The sequence below is a fragment of the Rahnella sp. CG8 genome (genome assembly GCF_023701875.1).
Classification (GTDB): Bacteria; Pseudomonadota; Gammaproteobacteria; order Enterobacterales; family Enterobacteriaceae; genus Rahnella; species Rahnella aceris.
In genome coordinates, this window is record NZ_JABAED010000011.1 from 49,187 (window position 1) to 72,068 (window position 22,882).

The 22,882-nt window shown below is 54.6% G+C and carries 19 protein-coding genes; 10 read left to right on the plus strand and 9 right to left on the minus strand.

Translation table 11 applies throughout. From position 1 onward, the window contains the following. Positions 1 to 228 precede the first annotated feature (228 nt). On the plus strand, positions 229 to 1,524 hold the full coding sequence (locus tag HGO41_RS12290; RefSeq protein ID WP_013575539.1) for an NCS2 family permease: 1,296 nt from the start codon (positions 229 to 231) through the stop codon (positions 1,522 to 1,524). 127 nt (positions 1,525 to 1,651) lie between these two features. Here HGO41_RS12290 and ydfG read toward each other — a convergent pair whose 3' ends face one another. The 7 genes from ydfG to HGO41_RS12325 all read right to left on the minus strand — a co-directional run bounded on the left by ydfG (position 1,652) and on the right by HGO41_RS12325 (position 8,733). Continuing rightward, a complete protein-coding gene (gene ydfG / locus HGO41_RS12295; protein ID WP_112152274.1) occupies positions 1,652 to 2,401 on the minus strand; it encodes a bifunctional NADP-dependent 3-hydroxy acid dehydrogenase/3-hydroxypropionate dehydrogenase YdfG in 750 nt (249 codons plus the stop codon). A gap of 126 nt (positions 2,402 to 2,527) precedes the next feature. Beyond that, positions 2,528 to 3,583 (minus strand): aldo/keto reductase, encoded by a 1,056-nt coding sequence (locus HGO41_RS12300; protein ID WP_013575537.1) that lies wholly within the window; start codon positions 3,581 to 3,583, stop codon positions 2,528 to 2,530. A 25-nt stretch (positions 3,584 to 3,608) separates the two neighbouring features. Further along, a complete protein-coding gene (locus HGO41_RS12305; RefSeq protein ID WP_013575536.1) occupies positions 3,609 to 4,703 on the minus strand; it encodes an ABC transporter ATP-binding protein in 1,095 nt (364 codons plus the stop codon). Then, complete coding sequence (locus HGO41_RS12310) at positions 4,704 to 5,657, minus strand: carbohydrate kinase family protein (RefSeq protein ID WP_119261645.1); 954 nt, start codon at positions 5,655 to 5,657, stop codon at positions 4,704 to 4,706. Between the two features lie 26 nt (positions 5,658 to 5,683). Continuing rightward, positions 5,684 to 6,523: a carbohydrate ABC transporter permease gene (locus HGO41_RS12315; protein ID WP_217216692.1), complete on the minus strand. Its 840-nt coding sequence runs from the start codon at positions 6,521 to 6,523 to the stop codon at positions 5,684 to 5,686. Beyond that, positions 6,520 to 7,422 carry a carbohydrate ABC transporter permease gene (locus HGO41_RS12320; protein ID WP_015689932.1) on the minus strand — a complete coding sequence of 301 codons (903 nt, stop codon included), beginning with the start codon at positions 7,420 to 7,422 and terminating at the stop codon, positions 6,520 to 6,522. Before HGO41_RS12320 ends, HGO41_RS12315 begins: the two co-directional genes overlap by 4 nt. Positions 7,423 to 7,482: 60 nt before the next feature. Continuing rightward, positions 7,483 to 8,733 carry an extracellular solute-binding protein gene (locus HGO41_RS12325; protein ID WP_013575532.1) on the minus strand — a complete coding sequence of 417 codons (1,251 nt, stop codon included), beginning with the start codon at positions 8,731 to 8,733 and terminating at the stop codon, positions 7,483 to 7,485. A 542-nt stretch (positions 8,734 to 9,275) separates the two neighbouring features. On the opposite strand from HGO41_RS12325, the gene HGO41_RS12330 reads away from it, so the two are divergent. Beyond that, entirely contained in the window at positions 9,276 to 10,448 is a 1,173-nt protein-coding gene (locus HGO41_RS12330; protein WP_173362098.1) for an ROK family transcriptional regulator, read from the plus strand. Here the strand turns inward: HGO41_RS12330 and HGO41_RS12335 are convergent. After that, complete coding sequence (locus HGO41_RS12335) at positions 10,417 to 10,965, minus strand: YopT-type cysteine protease domain-containing protein (protein ID WP_157962106.1); 549 nt, start codon at positions 10,963 to 10,965, stop codon at positions 10,417 to 10,419. The two genes, HGO41_RS12330 and HGO41_RS12335, sit on opposite strands and share 32 nt — an antisense overlap. A gap of 267 nt (positions 10,966 to 11,232) precedes the next feature. Between HGO41_RS12335 and guaD the strand changes: the two genes are divergently transcribed. From guaD to HGO41_RS12375, 8 genes are all read left to right on the plus strand, one after another. Beyond that, on the plus strand, positions 11,233 to 12,585 hold the full coding sequence (guaD, locus tag HGO41_RS12340) for a guanine deaminase (protein WP_250981068.1): 1,353 nt from the start codon (positions 11,233 to 11,235) through the stop codon (positions 12,583 to 12,585). Continuing rightward, positions 12,582 to 13,250, plus strand: coding sequence for a TetR family transcriptional regulator C-terminal domain-containing protein (locus tag HGO41_RS12345; protein ID WP_153375451.1), 669 nt, complete (start codon positions 12,582 to 12,584; stop codon positions 13,248 to 13,250). Before guaD ends, HGO41_RS12345 begins: the two co-directional genes overlap by 4 nt. A gap of 115 nt (positions 13,251 to 13,365) precedes the next feature. Further along, positions 13,366 to 14,769: a xanthine dehydrogenase small subunit gene (gene xdhA, locus HGO41_RS12350; protein WP_250981069.1), complete on the plus strand. Its 1,404-nt coding sequence runs from the start codon at positions 13,366 to 13,368 to the stop codon at positions 14,767 to 14,769. Continuing rightward, a complete protein-coding gene (gene xdhB, locus HGO41_RS12355; RefSeq protein ID WP_250981070.1) occupies positions 14,762 to 17,161 on the plus strand; it encodes a xanthine dehydrogenase molybdopterin binding subunit in 2,400 nt (799 codons plus the stop codon). Before xdhA ends, xdhB begins: the two co-directional genes overlap by 8 nt. Positions 17,162 to 17,172: 11 nt before the next feature. Next, positions 17,173 to 17,943: a xanthine dehydrogenase accessory protein XdhC gene (xdhC, locus tag HGO41_RS12360; RefSeq protein ID WP_112152266.1), complete on the plus strand. Its 771-nt coding sequence runs from the start codon at positions 17,173 to 17,175 to the stop codon at positions 17,941 to 17,943. 243 nt (positions 17,944 to 18,186) lie between these two features. Next, complete coding sequence (locus HGO41_RS12365; protein WP_241917143.1) at positions 18,187 to 19,254, plus strand: ABC transporter ATP-binding protein; 1,068 nt, start codon at positions 18,187 to 18,189, stop codon at positions 19,252 to 19,254. A gap of 24 nt (positions 19,255 to 19,278) precedes the next feature. Further along, positions 19,279 to 20,277, plus strand: a complete 999-nt coding sequence (locus tag HGO41_RS12370; protein WP_241917142.1) for an ABC transporter substrate-binding protein — start codon at positions 19,279 to 19,281, stop codon at positions 20,275 to 20,277. Positions 20,278 to 20,296: 19 nt separating this feature from the next. After that, complete coding sequence (locus tag HGO41_RS12375; RefSeq protein WP_250981071.1) at positions 20,297 to 22,027, plus strand: ABC transporter permease; 1,731 nt, start codon at positions 20,297 to 20,299, stop codon at positions 22,025 to 22,027. A gap of 38 nt (positions 22,028 to 22,065) precedes the next feature. Here HGO41_RS12375 and HGO41_RS12380 read toward each other — a convergent pair whose 3' ends face one another. After that, a complete protein-coding gene (locus HGO41_RS12380; RefSeq protein WP_013575522.1) occupies positions 22,066 to 22,674 on the minus strand; it encodes a hypothetical protein in 609 nt (202 codons plus the stop codon). Between the last annotated feature and the right edge of the window lie 208 nt (positions 22,675 to 22,882).

Genomic DNA, 22,882 nt, shown 5'->3' on the forward strand with positions numbered 1-22,882 from the left:
TTGTAAAACAATCACCTCAGGTTGTTTTACAGGCAAAACGGGCAATGACAGGGTTCGTCAAAACACGTTTAAGCTCGCGTGCCGTATTCCACGGGATAATGGTGGGACGAATTGTGGCGTTCGTTCTGCTGGTGCGCGCGCGTGTGTTTTGAAAAACAACACTAATAACAAGCGTGCATTTTTGATCACCAGACTGAAAGTGATCACGCGACCAAGAGATTCCTTCTCATGTTAGAAAAACTATTTAAGTTAAAAGCTCACCGTACTAACGTGCGGACTGAGATTGTGGCTGGACTCACTACATTTTTAGCAATGGCCTACATTCTGTTTGTTAACCCGTCTATTTTGGGCGCGACGGGGATGGATAAAGGTTCGGTTTTCGTGGCGACTTGTCTTGCTGCCGCAATCGGTTCCGCACTGATGGGCTTTATCGCCAACTACCCGATTGCACTGGCACCGGGCATGGGTTTAAACGCCTTCTTCACCTACACCGTGGTGCTGCATATGGGTTACACCTGGCAGATCGCGCTGGGGGCCGTTTTCCTTTCAGCCTGTATTTTCTTCGCGTTATCGATTTTTAAAATCCGCGAATGGATTATCCGCAGTATTCCGCTGCCATTGCGTTCGGCCATTGCGGCGGGTATCGGTTTATTCCTGGCGCTGATTGCGCTGGAAAATGCCGGTATCGTGATCGCTAACCCGGCGACGCTGGTCGGTCTGGGCGATCTGACCAAGCCGGGTCCGCTGTTTGCGATGCTCGGTTTCATTCTGATTGTGGTGCTGGAAGCGCGTAAAATCACCGGCGCGGTGCTGATCGGTGTGCTGGCCGTGACCGTTCTGGCGATTGCGCTGGGTTATTCGCCGTTTGGCGGCGTAATGTCGATGCCACCTTCCATTGCGCCAACCTTCATGCAACTGGACATCAAAGGCGCGTTTAACGTTTCGCTGATTAGCGTGGTGTTCGCGTTCCTGTTCGTGGATGTGTTCGACAACTCCGGCACCCTGATTGGCGTGACCAAACGCGCAGGGCTGGCGGATGAAGACGGCAATATCCCGAAAATGGGCCGTGCGCTGGTCGCTGACAGTGCGGCGGCGTTGTTCGGCTCACTGCTCGGCACCTCAACCACCACCAGCTACATCGAATCCGCAGCAGGCGTGAGCGCTGGCGGGCGTACCGGTCTGACGGCGATTGTGGTGGCTATTCTGTTCCTGCTGAGCCTGTTCTTCGCTCCGCTGGCAGGCAGCGTTCCGGCCTTCGCCACGGCTCCGGCTCTGTTGTTCATCGCGGTTCTGATGACGTCTGGCCTGGCTGAAATCGACTGGAAAGACATTACCGTGGCAGCGCCTGTTACCGTGACTGCGCTGACCATGCCGTTCACGTATTCCATCGCCAATGGTATCGCATTTGGTTTCATCACCTGGACGCTGGCAAAACTGCTGACCGGTCGCTGGCGTGAGCTGAATTCTGCGCTTATCGTCTTGTCGATTCTGTTTGTGATTAAACTGGGCTGGCTGAGCGCGTAATACGTTTTCGGTTGCCGGATGTCGGAAAGGCGCGGGCAGGTTGCCGCGCCTTTTTTGTGCGCACTGATAAAAGGCAGATAATAAAAAAGCAGCCGGAGCTGCTTTTCGTGTCAGTCAGGGTGCAATATTACCCTTCGCGATGTACCTGCAAACCGGCGAGAGACTGGCTGACCGGCATCATTTCGATGCTGTTGATGTTGACGTGTGCCGGCAGGGTGGATACCCAGAATACGGATTCGGCCACATCGGCTGCGGTGAGCGGATTAGTGTTATCGTAGGTTTTACTGACTTTCTCGTCGTCGCCTTTAAAGCGCACGCTGGAGAATTCAGTACCACCGCACAGGCCCGGCTCGATATTGGTGACGCGAACGTGGGTGCCATGCAGGTCGGTGCGCAGGTTCAGACTGAACTGACGCACAAACGCTTTGGTCGCGCCATACACGTTGCCGCCTGCGTATGGCCAGTTGCCTGCGGTGGAACCGATGTTGATCACATGCCCGGTGTTGCGTTCAACCATGCCCGGCAACACGGCGCGGGTCATGTACACCAGCCCTTTGGTGTTGGTGTCGATCATTTTATCCCAGTCTTCCAGCGAGGCTTTATCCGCTTTTTCCAGACCGAGTGCCAGACCGGCGTTGTTAACCAGAACATCAATGTTACGCCAGTCAGCAGGCAGGCTGGCAATAGCTTCTTCAATAGAAGCCCGGTTAGTCACGTCCAGTTCAACAGCGTACAGCGCGTCTCCCAGTTCGGCTTTCAGGTCATCCAGACGCTCTTTACGGCGACCGGTAGCAATCACTTTATGGCCTTCTTTAACAAATTTACGTGCGATTTCAGCACCAAATCCGGCAGTTGCGCCGGTAACAAAAATAATCATCCCGGTATTCCTCTGTTTTTAAGCAAGGTGTGCACGAGGCCCACTAAAGAAACTCTTTAAGTATTAACACAAAAATAACGAGACCGGCATAGTCAACCGGTCTCAGTGCGTATCATTTTGTTGCAGTTACTTTTTCAGATAGGGCGCGATCAGCGATAAATCCGCTACAGACAAGCGATCCGGTGCGGTCTGCGCCTGATGCCAGTAAGGATACAACAAAGGTAACTGGCTGACCTGATTAAGTCGTTCAATTTCTTCGTTATTGAGGGTTAAATCAGCGGCGAGCAGGTTATCCTGCAACTGCGTGTCGTTGCGCGCCCCGACAATCACCGAGGTCACCTGCGGACGGGCAATCAGCCAGGCCAGCGCAATCTGCGCCGCAGAAACGCCACGGGCTTCAGCGATATCCACCAGCACATCGACCACGTCGTACAGCGCACTTTCATCACGCACCGGCGGTTCGCCCCAGTCGGCCAGATGACGGGTGCCTTCCGGTGCCGCCTGATTGCGGCGATATTTACCGGAAAGCAGGCCGCCTGCCAGCGGGCTCCAGACCAGCACGCCCAGCCCCTGATCCTGCGCGGCAGGCAGCAACTCATATTCAGCTTCACGCGCCTGCAGGGTGTAATGGATTTGCTGACTGACCGGGCGGATGTAGTGGTTAGCGTCGGCCACGCCCAGCGTTTTCATCACGTGCCAGGCGGAGAAGTTAGAGATACCGACGTAACGCACTTTGCCACTGCTGACCAGATCGTCGAGCGCCCGCAGCGTTTCTTCCAGTGGCGTCAGGCCGTCCCATTCATGCAACTGATATAAATCCAGATAATCCGTGTTCAGACGTTTCAGGCTGGCTTCACAAGCGCGCAGAATATGGTGACGGGACGAACCACGGTCATTCGGGCCTTCACCCATTGGAAAGCGGGCTTTACTGGCCACCAGCACGTCGTGACGTTTGTTGCCCAGTGCTTTACCGAGGATCACTTCCGATTCACCGCCTGAATAGACATCGGCGGTATCGAACAGATTAATCCCGGCATCAAGACATAATCCTGTCTGACGTTGTGCGGCCTCAACGTCAGTTTGCCCGGTTTTGGCAAATTTCCCCTGACCACCAAACGTCATGGTACCCAGGCTGAGAACTGAAACTTTCAGGCCAGACCGGCCTAACAGACGGTATTCCATAGTTTATCTCCATTGAGCGTCATTTTTACCGCAGATCCTCTGCCAGCCGTTCACCGGTCTGGGCATCAAACAGATGGATCGCCTCGCGGTTGGCATCGAGATACAGCGGCTGACTGGCGCTGATACGGGCGCGTCCGGCGAACTGAACGTGCAGCGGGAAACCGCACCAGTCGATGTGCAACAGGCTGCTTTCTCCGGTCACTTCCAGCAACCGTAATGTGGCGGCAGGTTGGGTACTGTGCTCTGCCGGTTTTAAATCGTGCGGACGCAGGCCGAGCGTGACGGGTTCTCCCTCAGCGTGCCGTGCCTGCAACGCCCACTTCTCCGGCAGTGCGAACCACAACTGATTACAGTTCACACCTGGCTGACCGTCAATATTGCGGAAGACGCCGCTGAGCAGATTCATGGGCGGTGAACCGATAAAACGCGCCACAAAGGTATTTACCGGCTTATCGTAAATCGACAACGGATCGCCCTGTTGTACGATAAAACCGTCTTTCATCACCACGATATTATCGGCCAGCGTCATGGCTTCGATTTGATCATGGGTCACATATACCGTGGTGGTACGGAACTGCTGATGAAGCGATTTGATTTCTGCGCGCAGTTCCATACGTAACTGGGCATCTAGGTTGGAAAGGGGCTCATCGAACAGAAACACTTTTGGATTACGCACCAGCGCACGACCCATCGCCACACGCTGGCGCTGACCGCCGGACAAATCTTTCGGCAGGCGTTTCAGTAAGTGATCGATACCCAGCACTTTTGCGGCCTGTAGCACTTTGGCCTGTTGTTCGGCTTTCGGCACCTTCTTCACCTGCATGTGGAACGCCATGTTTTCGGCCACGGTAAGATGCGGATACAGTGCGTAACTCTGGAATACCATCGCAATATCACGATCGGCGGGGTCAAAATTATTGATCTGCTGTTTATCGAGCAGAATGTCGCCGTCAGACAGGGATTCCAGCCCGGCCAGCAGGCGAAGTAAGGTGGATTTTCCACAGCCCGAGGGGCCGACCAGCACGGTGAAACTGCCGTCAGGGATGGTCAGATCCAGCGGTTTCAGCACCTGCACTTTGCCATAATGTTTGGCGACTTTTACCAGTTCTACCAGAGCCATTTAGATTTTCTCCACAAGGCCAAAAAGTGATTGCCAGTCAGGGTAACGGCGCGGGGAACTGCTGATAGCACAACCGGCAACGCGAACCCCCCATTGCAGCGCCGTGGCAGGCGGCAGGCCATAAATCAGCGCGGATAAAAACCCGGCATTAAAACTGTCTCCGGCACCGATGGTATCGACCACCCCGACCGGTTCGGCGTGCTGATGCAGCGTCAGATTTTTGGCCCACAGACGCGCCCCCTCCGGCCCGCATTTCGCCACGCAAAAGGCGTTGTCCGCCATCTGCTCCAGCAACGTCAGCGCGGCGGCGTCCAGTGTGGTGGCGTCGGCCAGCCCGAGTGTTTCGACTTCATTGAGCAGCAGCGCATCGCAGAATGGCAGCCATTTTGCCGCCTGTTCACGCAACGCATCGCTCCAGTCTTCCGGCGGCCAGCCACTGTCGACAGCCACCTGATAACCACGCTGTTTCAGCGCTGCCAGCAGTTGCGGATAGTCAGTGTAAAGCGCGGTACACAGCCAGGTGCCGCACAGCAATACCCAGTCTCCGGCCTGTGCCGTTTCAGGGATTTGCCCCAGAACGTCCTGCATGGACAGGCGCACAATATGCCCCTGATTACTGAAAAATGTTCTTTCGTGATCAGGATGTGTCACACCAAAGGTCAGCGAGGTTTCGCAATCGCAGGTCGGCCAGCGTGAGGCGCTTTCCGGGAACATACCTGCCAGCCAGCCGCTGAACTGGTCATTGCCCTGATTTGCCACCAGACGAAAAGGGGAACCGAGCGCAGAGAGTGCCAGCGCGCAGTTTCCCGCCGACCCGCCGGGGCGCAGTGAACTGCTTTCGAGCATCGCTTCCGTGCCTTTTTTCGGCCATTCGTGCAACGTGCTCATGATCAAATCCACGTTGATATTGCCCGTCACATACAGCGTGGCGCGGGTCAGAGGTTTTGTTGTCATTGATGAGGTTTCCCTGATGTTCATTTTCAGCCCTTGCTGCCGCCGGCGGTCAACCCGCTGACCATGGTTTTTTGCAGCCAGAGCGCAATAAAGAGCGGCGGAATGGCCGCAAGGATCCCGACAGCGGCAATCAGACCGTCGTCAGTGGCGCGCCCGGCGGTGAATCCGGCGATGGTGACCGGCAGCGTCTGGGCGTCGATATTGTTGGTAAACAGCAGGGCGTAGAAAAATTCATCCCAGGCCAGCAACCAGCCAAACATCGCCGATGCACCCAGCGCCGGTTTTGCCAGCGGCAGGGTGATGCGCAGCAATACTTGCCAGTAACGCAGCCCGTCGAGACGCGATGCCTGTTCGATATCCACCGGCAGCGCGTCAAATTGGTTTTTCAGCATCCAGGTGAGGAACGGCAGGATCATCGAGCAATACACCAGAATCAGCCCGAGATGGGTATTGAGCAGCGCAAGCTGTTGCAGGATGAAATACAGCGGCAGCACAAACGCCACCGGCGGAACCATGTAAATCGCCAGGCTGCCAAACAGCCAGCCGTCGCGACCGGGATAGCGCGAGAAGCTATAGGCCGCCGGTATCGCCAGCATCAACGACACCAGTGTGGCACCACAGGCGACCAGCACACTGTTGCCGAGCGCATGCAGGAACAGCGCACCGGGCGTTCCGGCCTGTAAGGTCAGCAGGCGGGTATAACGGTTGAAATCCCAGTGGCGCGGCAGCCATTCCAGCGGAATGCGGGTCAGATCTTCCGCAGAGCTGACGCTCATCAGGAACATCCACAGCAGCGGGGCAAGAATCGAAACGGCCACCATCAGCGCCGCAAAGTAACGTAAAACGAGCCGGATTTTTTGTTTCATTCGTTGCTCCCTGAACGGCGCTGACGCAGTAACATCACCATGTAAATCATGATCAGCAGTGCGCAGATCAGCGTCATGAGTATCGCGTACGCAGCACCGCTGCCAGCGCGCAGATAACTGAACGATTCCTGATAGACAAAGAAACTGACGGTTTTGGTGCTGTCGAGCGGCCCGCCACGGGTCATGACATAAATGATGTCGAAGATTTTGAAGGCGTCGATGGTGCGCAGGACAAGCGCGACGGCCAGCGGTGCGGCAATCGCCGGTAAGGTGATTTTACGAAAACGGCGGAAAGCCGATGCGCCGTCGAGCCGTGCGGCTTCGAATAAATCTTCCGGAATGGTTTGCAGCGCCGCCAGCACCAGCAGGGTGATCAGCGGATAGTTTTTCCAGATATCCGCGAACATCACGGCATTGATCGCCGAAGACGGATCGCCGAGCCAGCTACGGTAGGCGTCAATCAGCCCGAGCTGAGAAAGCAGGGCGTTAATGCTGCCGTAATCGGGATTAAAGTTCAGCCGCCACAGGGTGGCGTTGACGATAGTCGGCAATGCCCATGGCAGAATCACCAGCACGCGCAGAGCGCTGCGTCCCCAAAACGGCTGGTTCAGCAACAGCGCGACCAGCACGCCGATGATGCCTTCAATAACCACTGAGACGACAGTGAAATAGAGCGTCCGCCAGAGTGCGGCGCGAAAATCCGGATCCGTCAGCGCATAGATGAAATTCTCGCTCCCCACCCAGTTGGGCGCAGAACCGTCGCCGATTAACCCGGCATCCGTAAAGCTGAGCCACAACGTGCGGGCGAGCGGCCAGGCGGTCAGTAAGAACATCATCAGAAGCATGGGCGCAAGCAGCAACCAGGCCTGACGTTTCTCGCGTTGGGGTAATGTCAGCATATCTTTTCCCAGCCCGTCCGGCCGGAACCGGGCGGGCTATTATAGTGTTGGCTTTAAAACTTAACGTAAACGATCAGCGGCTTTGGTTGCGGCTTCCATACCATCCTGAGCCGGGGTTTTACCCTGCAATACCGCCTGAATGTTTTGCTGCAAGATGTTCGACAGACGGGAGTAATCTGCTGTAACCGGGCGCGACAACATCACATTCAGCGAGGTTTTCGCCGCCGCGATCAACTGCTCCTGATCTTTCTGCACCGCCGGATCTTCATAAGACGATTTCCAGATTGGCAGACTCAGTTTGGCGTATTTGTTCTGCACTGGCTGCGACGTCATGTAGCTGATGTATTCCCATGCCTGGTCCGGATGTGCGCTGGCTTTGGCGATGCCCAATCCCATCGACCCGTTAACGCCGGATGCGCCGCCTGCGGTTTCACCCGGTGCCGGAATGACCCCCACGTCACCCGCGACTTTGCTCTGTTTCGGGTCGTTCGCCATGTTGTACATGTAGGTCCAGTTCAGTGCGAAAGCCGCATCACCGTTGGAGAACGACTTACGCACATCTTCTTCCAGATATTCACGCGAATTCGGGTTAGTCAGCCCTTTATCCAGCGTCTCTTTCATGTAGCTGATGGCTTTCATCGCGCCGGAATTGGTGAAATTCAGTTTGCCGTCTTTGTAGAAATCCCCTTTGAACGCCGACACCAGCGTGGTGTAGTCGCACAACAGCGCTTCGGATTGTGACCAGCTCCAGACCAGCGGATATTTCACGATGCCTTTTTCTTTCAGGATCTCAGATTGCTTTTCAACATCAGCCCAGGTGGCGGGCGGGGTAGTGATCCCGGCTTTGGCCAGCATGGCTTTGTTGTAATACAGATATTTGGTGTCGAGGATCCACGGCATCCCCCAGCGTTTATCTTTGTAGGTCACGGTAGAAATCGCGCCGTCAAAAATCTTATTGCTTTCTTCAGCCGGAATACGCGCCGTGACATCCTGCAACAGGCCGTATTTGTTAAATTCAGCAGGCCAGATCGCATCGAACAGCACCACGTCATAACCTTTGTCACCGGCACCGCGTGCGGCGACGATTTTGTCGTGCAGGGCTTCATACGGCACAAACTCCAGGTTCACTTTGATATCCGGATGCTGTTTGGTGAACTCGGCGGTCATTGCGCGGATATCCGCTTCGCTGTACGCCGCCTGAGTCATAAATAAGGCACTGAGCGTCGTATCGGCCAGCGCGCTGGCGGAATATCCCAGGGTGAGGGCAGAGAGGGCGCACAGGGTGGCCGCAGGGGTAAATCGTAGGCTCATCGTCATTCTCCGAAACAGGGTTAGGTTTATTAAATCAATTTGATTGCTTTAATCGGCTAAAAAAAATGGGAAGGCATAACTCTGCCAGTCCCTGCGTCCCTGCCGGATTTACCCTTCATACTTCGGGCTGCTGATGCGTTGGCTACGCTCCATCACCCGAATCACTGACTTATGTCAGCTCATCGGGATTCACTCGCTTGCCGCCTTTCTGCAACCCGAATTATCTTGGGTATAAAACGTGTGCTACACGGATGATTCAAATCTAAATAATGACTGGCGATTATTATTAACATGGCAATAACATTCAAAGCTGTGATGCCACCGTCATATTCATATCATCCCAGGTTAACCCTAAATAATTCGGGTTGCAGGAAGGCGGTAAGGCACGAATCCCCGGAGCATAGATACCTGGGTGACCGGGGTGAGTGCGCGCAACCAACGCATCTGCAATACGAAGTATGACGGGTTAATAAAATCAATTTGATTGCTGTAATCACTGGCCACATACTGCCCGCAAGGTCTTCACCGTGGAGAGGGATGTGATAACAACGTCTGGTACCAATCTTGAGCACGCCCGTGCTCACAATCGTCGGGTGGTGATCGAAGCCATTCGCCTTAACGGTGAACTGACCCGCGCTGAAATCGCCCGGCTGACGTCGCTCACCCCCCAAACGGTCTCCAACATTGCCACCGAACTCGAGCAGGCGGGTATCCTGTCTTCCCACCTGCCGCGCCGTGCGGGAGGGCGTGGTCAGCCAGCAACGCCACTGACACTCAATCCTGACAGCGCCTATTCAATAGGCATCCATCTTGATCATCAGTCGCTGCTGACTGTGCTGGTGGATCTGACCGGAACTGTTCGCTTTCGCAAACTGATCCATGTACAGAAACCGCAGCCAGAGCCCACGCTGGCTCTTATCGATCAGGTTCTGCAAGAAATGCGCCAACAGGTGAAAATTGACTGGCGAAAAATATTAGGCGTGGGTGTGGTGATGCCGGGGCCGTTTGGCGTAGAAGGCATTTCCTCACAAGGGCCGACCACGTTGCACGGCTGGGATAATATTGATATTGAAGCGCGTTTAAGCGCCGCGACCGGCTGGCCGGTGACGCTGGAAAACGATGCGACGGTAGCCGCAATCGGTGAGCGTTTTCACGGTGTGGCCAAGCAATTATCGTCGTTTGTGTATCTGTATATCGGCACCGGGCTGGGTGCCGGCATCTTCACCGACGGACGGATTTACACCGGTCATGCACACAATGCGGGCGAAGTCGGCCACATTGTGGTGCAACCGGGCGGGCGAGAATGTTATTGCGGCAACAAAGGCTGCCTCGAACGTTATGTTTCTTTGCAGGCGGCGTATGAAGCCTGCGGACTGGATCCGATGTCGGCCATGCCCGAAGATCTGCTGAAAGTCGATGAAAAAGTGTTCGATAAATGGCTTGATACTGCCGTCGAACCGGCACTCCAGGCCATCAATATTATGGAATGCGTGTTCGATGCGCAGAGCGTGATTATCGGCGGCACCATGCCTAAACCATTGGTGGAAAAGCTGATTAAGCGCCTGACGCCCCTGTATAATTCGGTGCGCAGCCGGTACGCGCAGAGTGCACGCATTCGCCTCGGGATGTCCGGCAGCGACACACCCGCGCTCGGTGCTGCCGCGTTGCCAATATTTGATGAATTCAATCCGCAATATGAAGTGCTGTTGAAGTAGTGATGTTTAAGTGCTTTGATTTATATTGTGTTATCTGCAAATAGGGTGTGCGTGAAGGGGGATATTTTTTTGATATCCAGTCCTGACAAATAAAAGAAGAAAAACTTCTGCTTTTTGTTATCTCAAACTCACCCAGATTGGGGTCAAATATTTTATAAGTCCCTTTATGTATGCTCATGCCAATGCAGTGTGAGTAACCATTTTTTGAATAAACAACGATACTGAAAACACCCCTGATGGTGGATCTTGCAAATGACTGAAAATCATTTGTTTTTAAATCAACTTGTCTTATCGGGTAAAATAAGTCGCTGTTGAAAGCCAGGTTTATTTTTCCAGATATCAGGTACTTACAGGTTAATGCGCGTTGGCGGGAAATAAAGTTATAAGTGTTTTTATAGAATAAAAAAGATTGAGGTTTCTCAGAAAGTTCATGCTGGATCCATGAACTTACCATCCCGGCACATACGCCATAACCTGAAACTGATATATCCCTGGTTTGTGTTTTTAAAAATGCCATCTGGTCAAGATGAAAATTACATGTCATGTGTTTTGTAGTCATAAAGATAGAGATTAATTAATGATTTCTGATGGGGCTAAATGTTATCACACGCACGCATCAGAAGATGTCTGGCATAGCTAAATGAATTATTTTCGATCCGGTATTGAAATTTTCGAACCAACCGGTCTGACTCTTTGATCTGACCGGTTGGTCAGATTTGGCATAAGCTTTGCAAATGTTCTGTTATCAATCGTGAACGAGAATGTTGCAGAGAAGGACAATGCCATGAGTCAGATCATCACCCGCGCCGTCCGCGGAAATTTCTTCGATATCCGCGAGCCGGTATTACGGCCGGAAGATTTAGAAGCGCAGGTGCGTTATATCGAAGACGGCCTGATGTTGCTCAGCGGCGGCACAATCATCTGGCTGGGAAGCTGGCAGGAAGGTGAGGGCAAGCTGGCGCTGGTACGTAAAACCGCTGTTCTGGAAATTGATGATTATCGCGACAAGCTGATCGTCCCGGGCTTTGTCGATACGCATATTCACTATCCGCAGACCGAAATGATCGGCGCGTACGGCGAGCAGTTGCTCGAATGGCTGACGCGCTATACCTTCCCGACCGAACAACAATATCACTGCGCGGATTACGCCAGGCGCATGTCGAAATTCTTCATCAGTCAGTTGCTGCTTAACGGGACCACCACGGCGCTGGTGTTTGGCACCGTTCATCCGCAGTCCGTCGATGCCCTGTTTAAAGAAGCCTCCGACATCAATATGCGGCTGGTGGCGGGCAAAGTGATGATGGACAAAAACGCCCCCGACGCCCTGCTGGAAACCCCTGAAGAAAGTGAACGCGACACGCGCGGGCTGATTGCGCGCTGGCATAACCGCCAGCGTCTGAGCTATGCGCTGACGCCGCGTTTTGCGCCAACATCTTCGCCTGAACTGCTGCAAAAAGTGCGGCTGCTTAAGCAGGAATTCCCCGACGTGTACATGCATACCCATCTGAGCGAAAACGTCGCCGAACTCTCCTGGGTGAAAGAAATGCACCCTGAACATCAGCATTATCTCGACGTTTATCATCAGTACGGACTGACCGGCGAACGTTGCGTGTTTGCACACTGTCTGCATCTGGATGACAGTGAATGGGATTGCCTGCACGACACCGATTCGACTATCGCTTTTTGCCCGACGTCTAATCTGTTTCTGGGCAGCGGTCTGTTTAATTTGCAGAAATCCTGGCAGAAACAAATTCGCGTCGGCATGGGCACGGACGTCGGTGCGGGCACCACCTTCAACATGCTGGAAACGCTGTCAGAAGCCTACAAAGTCGGACAACTGCAGCGTTACCGTTTATCTGCATTCGAAGCCTTCTATCACGCCACACTCGGCGGCGCACGGGCGCTGCACCTCGACGATAAAATCGGCAACTTTAGTACCGGTAAAGAGGCTGATTTTGTGGTGCTCGAACCGGGTGTCAGTGCGCTGCAAAAATTACGTTCCACCAACAGTAAAACGCTGGCTGAAAAGCTGTTTGTGCTGATGACGCTGGGTGATGACCGTAATGTGTATTGCACCTACGTTGACGGCGAACCGGCGTATGTACGGGATGCTCAGCGGGAGGAACTCTCAGCATGATGAACAGTGATACCGGCGGTAAAGTCCGCCTTGCGCGTGAACGCACCCTGGAAAATATCCACGCGGCGGCCATTGCAGAATTCAGTGAAAAAGGTTTTCAGGGGGCAACCACTCAGGCCATTGCTCAGCGCGCCGGGATCAAAAAAGCCCAGTTGCATTACTACATCGCGGGCAAAGAAGAGTTGTACGAAGAGCTCTTGCAGAAAGTGCTGAAAGTCTGGGGCGATATCATTCAGTTCGACCCGTCCCTCAGCGAACCCGAGGCGGTGCTCAGCCGTTATATCCGCAATAAGCTGAATTTCTCGTTCGATCAGCCGCAACTGTCGCGCATTTTCACCAGTGAGGTACTCGGCGGCGGTCACTATCTGCATAAGTACTGGCCGCTGGCCACGCAGAATATCACCGGCAAAGAGAACCTGATCCATCAGTGGATTGAGCAGGGGAAAATCCGTGCGCTGGATGCCCGTCTTTTCATCATGCATATCTGGGCGGTGACGCAGTATTACGCCGATTTTGCGGTGCAGGTGAAGCATATGTACGGCAATTTCGACGGCGATGAACAGGCGCGTGAACACATTATTGGTGAGGTTACGACACTGATTCTGAATGGCTGTAAAGCCTTTGCTCCTCCCCCTGCGAAGGGGGAGGCCGGGAGGGGGTATTAAGGGCAAACTCCCAGTCAAAGCATACATCAACTTTTTGATTTTGCTTTAAAACCCCACCCCAACCCTCCCCTTCGCAGGGGAGGGAGCAAACCAGTGATTTTTGAAGGATATGATCATGATCCAATTTCTGATGAACGGCAGGATCCACACGGAAAATCTGCCCGCTGACACCACCGTTTTACAATATCTGCGCCGCGATGCAGGGCGCTGTGGTACCAAAGAAGGCTGTGCCTCCGGTGACTGCGGCGCCTGTACGGTGGTGCTGGCAGAAAAGCAGGGTGAGCAACTGCAATACCGCACGGTCAACGCCTGCCTGACCTTTATGCCTGCGGTGCATGGCAAACAGCTTATTACGGTTGAAGATCTGAAATATCGCGGCGAGCTTCATCATGTACAGCAGGCGATGGTGGATAATCACGCTTCGCAATGCGGTTTCTGCACGCCGGGTTTTGTGATGTCACTGTTTGCGATGGAAAAAAATAAACCTGTTTTTACGGTTGAAGGCGTGCAGGAAACCCTTTCCGGCAATCTTTGCCGCTGCACGGGTTACCGGCCAATCATGGATGCAGCGAAAGCCATTTGTGAAGCCCCGCAGGCCGATCAGTTTGATGCTGATGCCCGGCAAACGCTGGAAAAACTCGCCGCGATATCCGCGACTGAACAGCCGGTGACTATTGATGAACTGGCCGGACGTTATCTTGCCTGCCCGGATTCCCGTCTGGTGGCAGGCGGTACCGATCTGGCGCTGGAAGTCACACAACGTTATCAGCGCCTGCCGAAGCTGATTTCGCTGAGTCATATTCCCGAACTCAAGGCAATTACGCTGACCGGTCAGGCTATTCATATTGGCGCCGCCGCGCCGCTCAGCGCCTGTATGCCGTTTTTACATGAAGAGTTCCCGGCGTTTGGCGAACTGCTTGAACGGTTTGCATCACAACAAATTCGCAACCAGGGGACCTTCGGCGGCAATATCGCCAACGCTTCGCCAATCGGTGACGGCGGGCCGGTGTTGCTGGCGCTCGGCGCTTCGCTGCTGCTGCGGCGTGGCGCTGAACAACGGGAGTTACCGCTGGATCAGTTCTTCCTCGGTTATCGCAAAACTGCGTTGCGGCCGGGCGAATTTATTGAACAAATCCGCATTCCCCGCAATACCCCGGCGGCACGCCAGTTACGGGTTTATAAAGTGTCGAAACGGCTGGAGGACGATATTTCTGCGGTCTGCGCGGCGTTGCATATTGAAGTGCTAAATGGCGTGGTGGTGCATGCACGCGTGGCGTTTGGCGGCATGGCGGAAGTGGCGAAACGGGCCAGCGGCTGTGAGGCGCAATTACTTGGTCAGCCGTGGCAGACGGCAACTGTCGAGCGGGCCTGTCAGGCGCTGGAACTGGATTTCACGCCAATCAGTGATTTTCGTGCCAGCCGGGAATACCGCATGCAGGTGGCGAAAAATCTGCTGCGCCGCTGCCATATCGAAATGACTTCTCCTGAAACACTGATGCGGGTAACACATTATGTCTGAATCGAAACCATCACTTTCTCAGGCTGAGATGGAAGCGTTGTTCCGCACAGGGTTGCAGAGCGGCGTGGGCAAAAGCCAGAAACATGAAAGCGCGGAGAAACATGTCAGCGGTGAAGCGGTGTATATCGATGACCGGCTGGAATTCCCCCGTCAGCTGCATCTGGTGCCGCTGCTCAGCCCTCATGCGCATGCTGACATTTTGCATATTGATACCGAACCTTGTTACGCCGTACCGGGTGTGGTGCGGGTGATGACTGCACAGGATGTGCCCGGCAATCTGGACATTGCGCCGCTGACCCATGGTGATCCGCTGATGGCGCAGGGCACAGTGCAGTATGTCGGCCAGATTGTGCTGGTGGTGGCGGCAACCTCAATGGAAGCCGCCCGTGCGGCGGTGGCGCTGGCGAAAGTGGAGTATCAGCCGCGTGACGCGGTGCTGACGGTAAAACAGGCGCTGGCGCTGGAACATTACGTCGAAGAACCGCATCAGCATAAACGCGGGGACGCGGAAATGGCGCTGGCCTGTGCGCCGCACCGTTTACAGGGCGAACTGGAAATTGGCGGCCAGGAGCATTTTTATCTCGAGACGCAGATTGCCTCAGTGATGCCCGGCGAAGACGGCGCGATGCTGGTGTACAGCTCGACACAGCATCCGACAGAAGTGCAGAAACTGGTGGCCTCGGTGCTGGATTTGCCGATGCACAAAGTCGTGGTTGATATGCGACGCATGGGCGGGGGTTTTGGCGGCAAAGAGACGCAGGCCGCTGGTGCAGCCTGCCTTGCCGCGCTGGCGGCGCATCTGACCGGACGTCCGGCAAAGATGCGGCTGTCGCGTCAGGATGACATGCTGATCACCGGCAAGCGCCATCCGTTTCATGTCAGCTATGACGTAGGGTTTACCGATGACGGCGTCATTCACGGTATCGACATTAAACTGGCGGCCAACTGCGGTTATTCGCTGGATCTCTCCGGTTCTATCGTCGATCGCGCCATGTTCCATTCCGATAACGCCTATTACCTCGGCGATGCGCTGATCACCGGTTATCGCTGTAAAACTCATCTGGCGTCGAACACCGCTTACCGCGGATTTGGCGGCCCGCAGGGCATTGTGGCGATTGAGCACATCGTTGATCATATCGCCCGCGAACTGGGTCTGGATCCGCTGACGGTACGCAAAAATAATTACTACGGTCAGGAAGTCCGCAACGTTACGCATTATCACCAGCCCGTCGGGCAAAACCTGTTGCAGGAGATGACGCAGCAACTGGAGGATAGCGCGGAATACACCGCAAGACGTGACGCTGTCACGAAATTTAACCGCAGCAGCCCTTATCTGAAAAAGGGGCTGGCGCTGACGCCGGTAAAATTTGGTATCTCCTTCACCGCCAGTTTCCTCAATCAGGCAGGCGCGCTGGTGCTGGTGTATACCGATGGCAGTATTCAGCTCAATCACGGTGGCACCGAGATGGGACAGGGGCTGAATACCAAGGTCGCGCAGGTGGTGGCTGAGGTGTTTCAGGTGGATATCACCCGGATTCAGATCACCGCGACTGATACCGGTAAAGTGCCCAATACCTCGCCGACGGCAGCGTCATCCGGCGCTGACCTGAACGGTAAAGCGGCGCAAAACGCGGCAGAAATCATCAAAGGGCGCATGGTTGAGATGCTGATGCGTGTTCATGATGCACAGGAAACTGACATCACCTTCAGCAACGGTCAGGTGCGCGTTAAAAATCAGTATTTCAGTTTTGAACAGGTGGCGACCCAGTGCTGGCTGAATCAGGTGCCGCTGTCCAGCACCGGCTATTACAAAACACCGAAGATTTTCTATGACCGCAGTAAAGCCGCCGGGCATCCGTTTTATTATTTCTCCTACGGCGCGGCTTGCGCGGAAGTATTGGTCGATACGCTGACCGGTGAATACAGGCTGTTGCGGGCAGACATTCTGCATGACGTCGGCGACTCACTGAATCCGGCGATTGATATCGGTCAGGTGGAAGGCGGATTCGTGCAGGGCATGGGCTGGCTGACCACGGAGGAGCTGGTGTGGAATGACAAAGGGCGCTTAATGACCAGTGGTCCGGCGGCGTATAAAATTCCGGCAATTGGCGACATTCCGCAGGATCTGCGCGTGAAACTGGTGGAGAACCGTAAGAATCCGGAAGATACCGTTTTCCATTCCAAAGCCGTGGGTGAACCGCCGTTTATGCTCGGGATATCCGTCTGGTGTGCCATCAAAGATGCCGTCGCCAGCCTGGCCGGTTATCGTGTACATCCGCACCTTGATGCACCTGCCACACCGGAAAGAGTGCTTAACGCCATAAATCAGATGCATTTTCAGGGTGACGTTGTCACTCATTCCGCTATGGCTAGCGCAAAAATTGCCGGCTGACGGGGGTTCTCATGCGTACTGATGACTGGGTAACGCGTTTACATGACCTGCAACGTCGCGGAGAACCGTGCGTGGTGGCGACGCTGGTGGAGAATCAGGGCTCCACGCCGCGTGATGCAGGCAGCAAAATGCTGATCACCGCTGACCAGCAATTTTATACGCTGGGCGGCGGCAATCTTGAGTTTCAGGTTACAGCCATTGCCCGCGAGATGTTGCAGCAGGGTGCGAAAACCAGCCGCTTCGAACGCTTTTCATTAGGGGCGCGGCTCGGACAATGTTGCGGAGGCATGGCGTCGGTGTTGCTTGAACCGCTGGGGCAACCGCAACCGCACGTTGTGGTTTACGGCGCAGGTCATGTCGGGCGGGCACTGGTGAACATTCTCAGCACCTTACCCTGTCGCATTACCTGGGTAGATGCCCGTGCCAGTGAGTTTCCGGCACAGGTGGACCCGCAAGTCACCTGCCTTGTGGATGAGGAACCCGAAAGCACGGTGGCGCAGATGCCCGCTGACAGTTATTTCATGGTGCTGACGCACGATCACCAGCTGGATTTCGCTCTGAGTGAGCGCATCCTGAAGCGCGGCGATTTCCGCTACTTTGGCCTGATTGGCTCGGATACCAAGCGTAAACGCTTTGATTACCGTTTATCGGGCAAAGGGATTTCGTCTGAGCAACTGGCGAGAATGCGTTGCCCGGTGGGGCTGCCCGATGTGCGCGGCAAACTCCCGGCAGAAATTGCCGTGGCGATTGCCGGAGAATTTATCGCCGCGTATGGAAAATGATTGTTTCTTATAGATAATCTTTTTTCTATTCAGAACTCTTCAGATATTGCATTGATTTATAATGTGTTTTAATTAAAAGGAAGTGATTCATTTTAATCAGGAAGCTATATCGCATTTATGTCTTCTCCTGCCATGTCGTGTCGAACCAAACCTTCTCCACCGGTTCATAAAACAGTCACAAAACCGCAGTAATTTGTTTCCTCATTGAACGGGCCAGTGCCGCTTTGAGGAAACATCCGACGCATGTCTGCCATACAGATTTCCCACCTGAGTAAATCCTTTACCACTCAGCCGGTGCTCAATGACGTCTCGCTGCATATTCATCACGGTGAGTTTGTTGCCGTGCTCGGTCCCTCAGGCTGTGGCAAAACCACGTTGCTGCGTACCATCGCGGGATTCGAGCCGGTAAACAGCGGCACAATCATCGTCGGTGAACGACTGTTTTCATCCACCGACGTCCATGTTCCAGCGGAAAAGCGCGATCTGGGCATTGTGTTTCAGAACTACGCGCTGTGGCCGCATATGTCGGTGGAAGAAAACGTAGCGTACAGCCTGAAAGTGGCGGGGATGGATCGCCATGAACGACGCACGCGAACGCAGGATGCGCTGGCGCTGGTGGGGCTGAGCGATTACGCCATACGCCGTCCTTCCGATTTGTCCGGCGGTCAGCGACAACGTGTGGCACTGGCACGTTGCCTGGTCACACGCCCCGGCGTGGTGCTGCTGGATGAGCCGCTGGCAAATCTTGATGTGCATTTACGTGCGGCGATGGAAGAAGAGTTCCGGCGTTTTCATCAGCACACCGGCGCAACGCTTTTGTATATCACCCACGATCAGCAGGAAGCGATGGCGATGGCTGACCGTGTCGTGGTGATGAACGAGGGCCAGGTGATGCAGTTTGCTACGCCGCAAACGCTGTACCGTGAACCAGCCAACGCCATGGTCGCGACCTTTATCGACGAGGGTCGCGTTATCCCGGCAAAAAATATTCAACCCGCCGAAAACGGCACGGCCTGGGCCGATGTTTTCGGTATGCGTATCCGGTTACGGGCTCCGGCACATCAGACAACGGTGAGTGAGGCGCAGGTGTGTGTCCATGCTGCGGATTTACGTTTTGCTCAGCACGGCGAACCGGGCATCGCTGCGCGGATCACCCGGGTGATTTACCGCGGCGGCTATCACCAGATTGACGTCGCGCCGGTAAACACGCCTGCGCTGAAGCTTTCCCTTCATTCCTCTCTTTCGCCCGATAGTTACGTGAGTGACGTTGTCACTTTCGTCATTGCCGACGGCTGGATCCTTCCCCAATAATTTTCTCATTCTAAGGACAGGGCTATGCATATTTTAAAAACCATCACGTTATCCTTGAGCGCATTGCTGATTTGCGCCACGCAGGGAGAGGCAAATGCTGCCGAAGCCGCCTCCGGAAAGCTGGTGGTTTATACCTCTCAGGCACCGGAAATTGCCCAGCAAACGATTGACGCCTTCAAGGTGGCTTATCCGGATGTGCAGGTGGAGTGGACGCGCAACGGCACGACGCAACTGATGAATGTTTTGCAAACTGAAATGATGGCCGGGGACGTAAAAGCTGATGTGCTGTTGGTTGCGGATTCCATCAATCTGGGCGCGTTGAAAAAAGACGGCAAACTGATGGCCTATACCGATGCGCCGGTGGGAAATATCAGCCCGGATTTTTACGACAAAGATAAAACCTGGTTTGGCACCAAAATTATCGCCACGGTCATTGCCTACAACACTAAAAACGCCACACCGGTTGATAGCTGGATGGCGCTGACCGAACCGCAAAACAAAGGTCAGGTGGCCGTGCCAAGCCCGCTGTATTCCGGGGCGGCGTTGTATCACCTGCATACGGCCATTAATACGCCGGACATCGGCTGGGCGTTTTATCAGAAACTGGCGCAGAACGGCATTACCCCGGAAGGTGGCAACGGCCCGGCGCTGAAAGCGGTAGCGAGTGGCATGGCGAAGTATGGCGTGATTACCGATGCCGATATTATCCGCGCTAAAAAGCAGGGCTCGCCGATTGATCTGGTGTATCCGAAAGAGGGGGCTTCATTTGTGACTGAGCCGGTAGCCATTCTTTCCGGGGCACATAACGTGCCTGCGGCGAAGGCGTTTGTTGATTTCATGCTCTCACCGCAGGGCCAGCAATTGGTTGCGAAACAAGGTAACCGGCCAATTGAATCCGGCATTGCGGCACCAGAAGGCTTTGCACCGCTGGATTCGATTAAGCTGCTGACGCTGGATTCAGATAAAGCGGTGGCGGATGATAAAGAAGTTCGCGCGAAATTCACTGAAATCTTCGGTGGCTGACAGCCCAAAGGACAGCCAGATGAGCGTGATGAGTGAAGTTCAGCGCCGCGCCACCCCCTCGCGTCGGTTCTGGCCGGGCAGTGAGAAGGGCGTGCTTTGGGCCCTGACGTTGCTGATCGGGATATTGTCGATAGCGCCCCTGATGCGACTGGTTTGGGCGGCAATGGCGCCTGAAGGTGTGCCGGACATCTCGCGGCTCAGCCATTTACTGGGCACACGAAAAGTCCTGACCGCCACGCTGAATACACTGACGATTGCTGTCGTCTCAACTTTGCTGGCGATGGTGCTGGGTACGGTGGCGGCGCTGCTGATCGCGCTGACTAATTTGCGCGGTAAACAGGCCTGGGTATTTACTTTTATTCTGCCACTGATGATCCCGCCGCAGGTAACGGCGCTGGCGTGGGTTCAGGCACTTTCGCCATCCAGTCCGGTATTGCCGTGGCTGGGGTTAACGCTGCCCGCCGGTTCGACTTCGCCGCTGTATTCGCTGACCGGCATTATTGTTCTGCTGGGATTGCACAATGCGCCGCTGGTTTTCCTGATGGTGCGGGCCGGGTTGCGCAGGTTGCCAGCCGAACTGGTGGAGGCCGCGCGCAGCGGTGGGGCACAACCGTGGCGGGTATTGTTTACCGTGATTTTGCCGCTGGTGCGCCCGGCTATTTTTGCCGGTGCGGCACTGTCGTTTGTCACCGCAGCGGGTAATTTTGGTATTCAGGCAATGCTCGGCATTCCCGGTCGTATCCCGACGCTGATCACGCTGGTGTATCAGCAACTCAACAGCGTGGGGGCGTCGGCGCTGACGGATATGGCGGTGCTTTCGCTGCTGATTGCCGCTATTACGCTTGCCGGACTGATGTTCAGCCGCTGGCTGGGCGGGCGGCAGGATGTGCGTGTCACGGGGACGCCGCGCGCGCTGCATCAGTCTCTGGGTCGATGGCGTTTACCGGCAGAAATTGCGGCCTGGCTGTGGATGTCGCTGACGCTGTTATTGCCGCTTTCCGCGCTGATGACCACATCCCTGACCACGGGTTTTGGTCAGGCACTGACCTTGCAGAGTCTGACGCTGAGCAATTATGCCAATGCGCTGTTCGGGTATCCGGCAATCCGCCATGCCTTTATGACCAGCCTCGGGCTGACCGTGATGACCGCGCTGATCCTGACACTTTCCTCGTTGTTTCTGGCGTATTTCCTGAGCTGGCAGCGAACTCGGCTGGTGCGTATTTTACAACTGTCGACCGAACTGACTTACGCGTTGCCGGGGATAGTGACCGGAATTGCGGCGATCCTGTTTTTCCTCAAACCGTTGCCACTGGTGCATATCAGCCTTTACGGCACGGTATGGATTATCCTGGCGGCTTATCTTTCCAGTTTTATGGCACTGGTGCTTCGTCCGACGCTGGCCGGTTTTGCGCAAATCGAGCGTTCGCTGGATGAGGCCGCACAAATATTCGGTGCCAGTTTCCTCCAACGGATGCGCGATATAGTGATGCCGCTGGCGGCGCCGTCGGCCATGGCGGGCACGATTCTGGTGTTCCTGACCGCACTGAATGAGATTCAGGTGTCGATTCTGCTGGTCACATCCGGTACGCAAACGCTCGGACCGATGATTGTGTTTCTTGATGAAGGCGGTTCTTCCACGCTGGCCGCAGCCGTGGGGTGCCTGATGATTGGTGTGGTGCTGGTCTTTATGCTGCTGGCGTCGCTGTTTGCGCGTCGACTGCCGGAAGGCGTATTGCCGTGGCGCGTCTGAAATTTTGCCTGCTGCAGAAATCCGCAGCAGGCAGGATTTTACAGGGTTTTCAGTGGTTCACTGCGCTGCCAGAAAGCAACTGCAGACCCCAGACACAACAGATAACCCATCAGTTCGGTGCCTTCTTCGACAATATTTTTCACTGTCCGTACGTATTCGCCTTGCATCACCACTTTCCAGATCATATTCATCCCAAAGACCCGTGAGAACACCAGGATCAGTACCAGACCGCAAACCATATAGTGACAGGCCGGATGAACCAGAAAAGCTGACAATCCGCGCAGGCTGGTTTTCGGCGTGATGCAGGCCCAGGCGATACAATAGACCGCGAACAGGCTGGCGAAATACACCCATGAGCCGTAGTGGATCAGGTCAAACAGGGCATCGAGTTCGCGGATAAGCATGCAGAAGAAGAACCCGCCAATCAGGATCATACCTCCCCGCAATGCCGGATGTTTTTTGGCCTGTAAGAAAAACAACGCGCTGATGGCCAGCAGTGAAAGTTCCTGAAGGAACTCAGTGGCGGAAATTTCCTGGATACCGTCTTTAAATACGGCCACATCCAGCCAGATGACCAGCGCGGTACAAATGGCTCCCAGGGCTAATAAGATAAAATTGAGTAAGTGTTTAAAAAATGTGTGTTTCATTATTGTCCTGATTTCAATACGTTGGCGTGCATACTTCACGTGTTCTGAACATTTATCTGCGTAGCGTGAGGTGCTGCAAGGATACGGAAGGTGATAACAGGGATATTGTGAATGCGTGCGGGAATGATAATTATTATGAATGTTATGTGCTATTTATTGGGATTTCTCGCATGATTTGAAACCCCACGTCATTTACTAATGACGAACG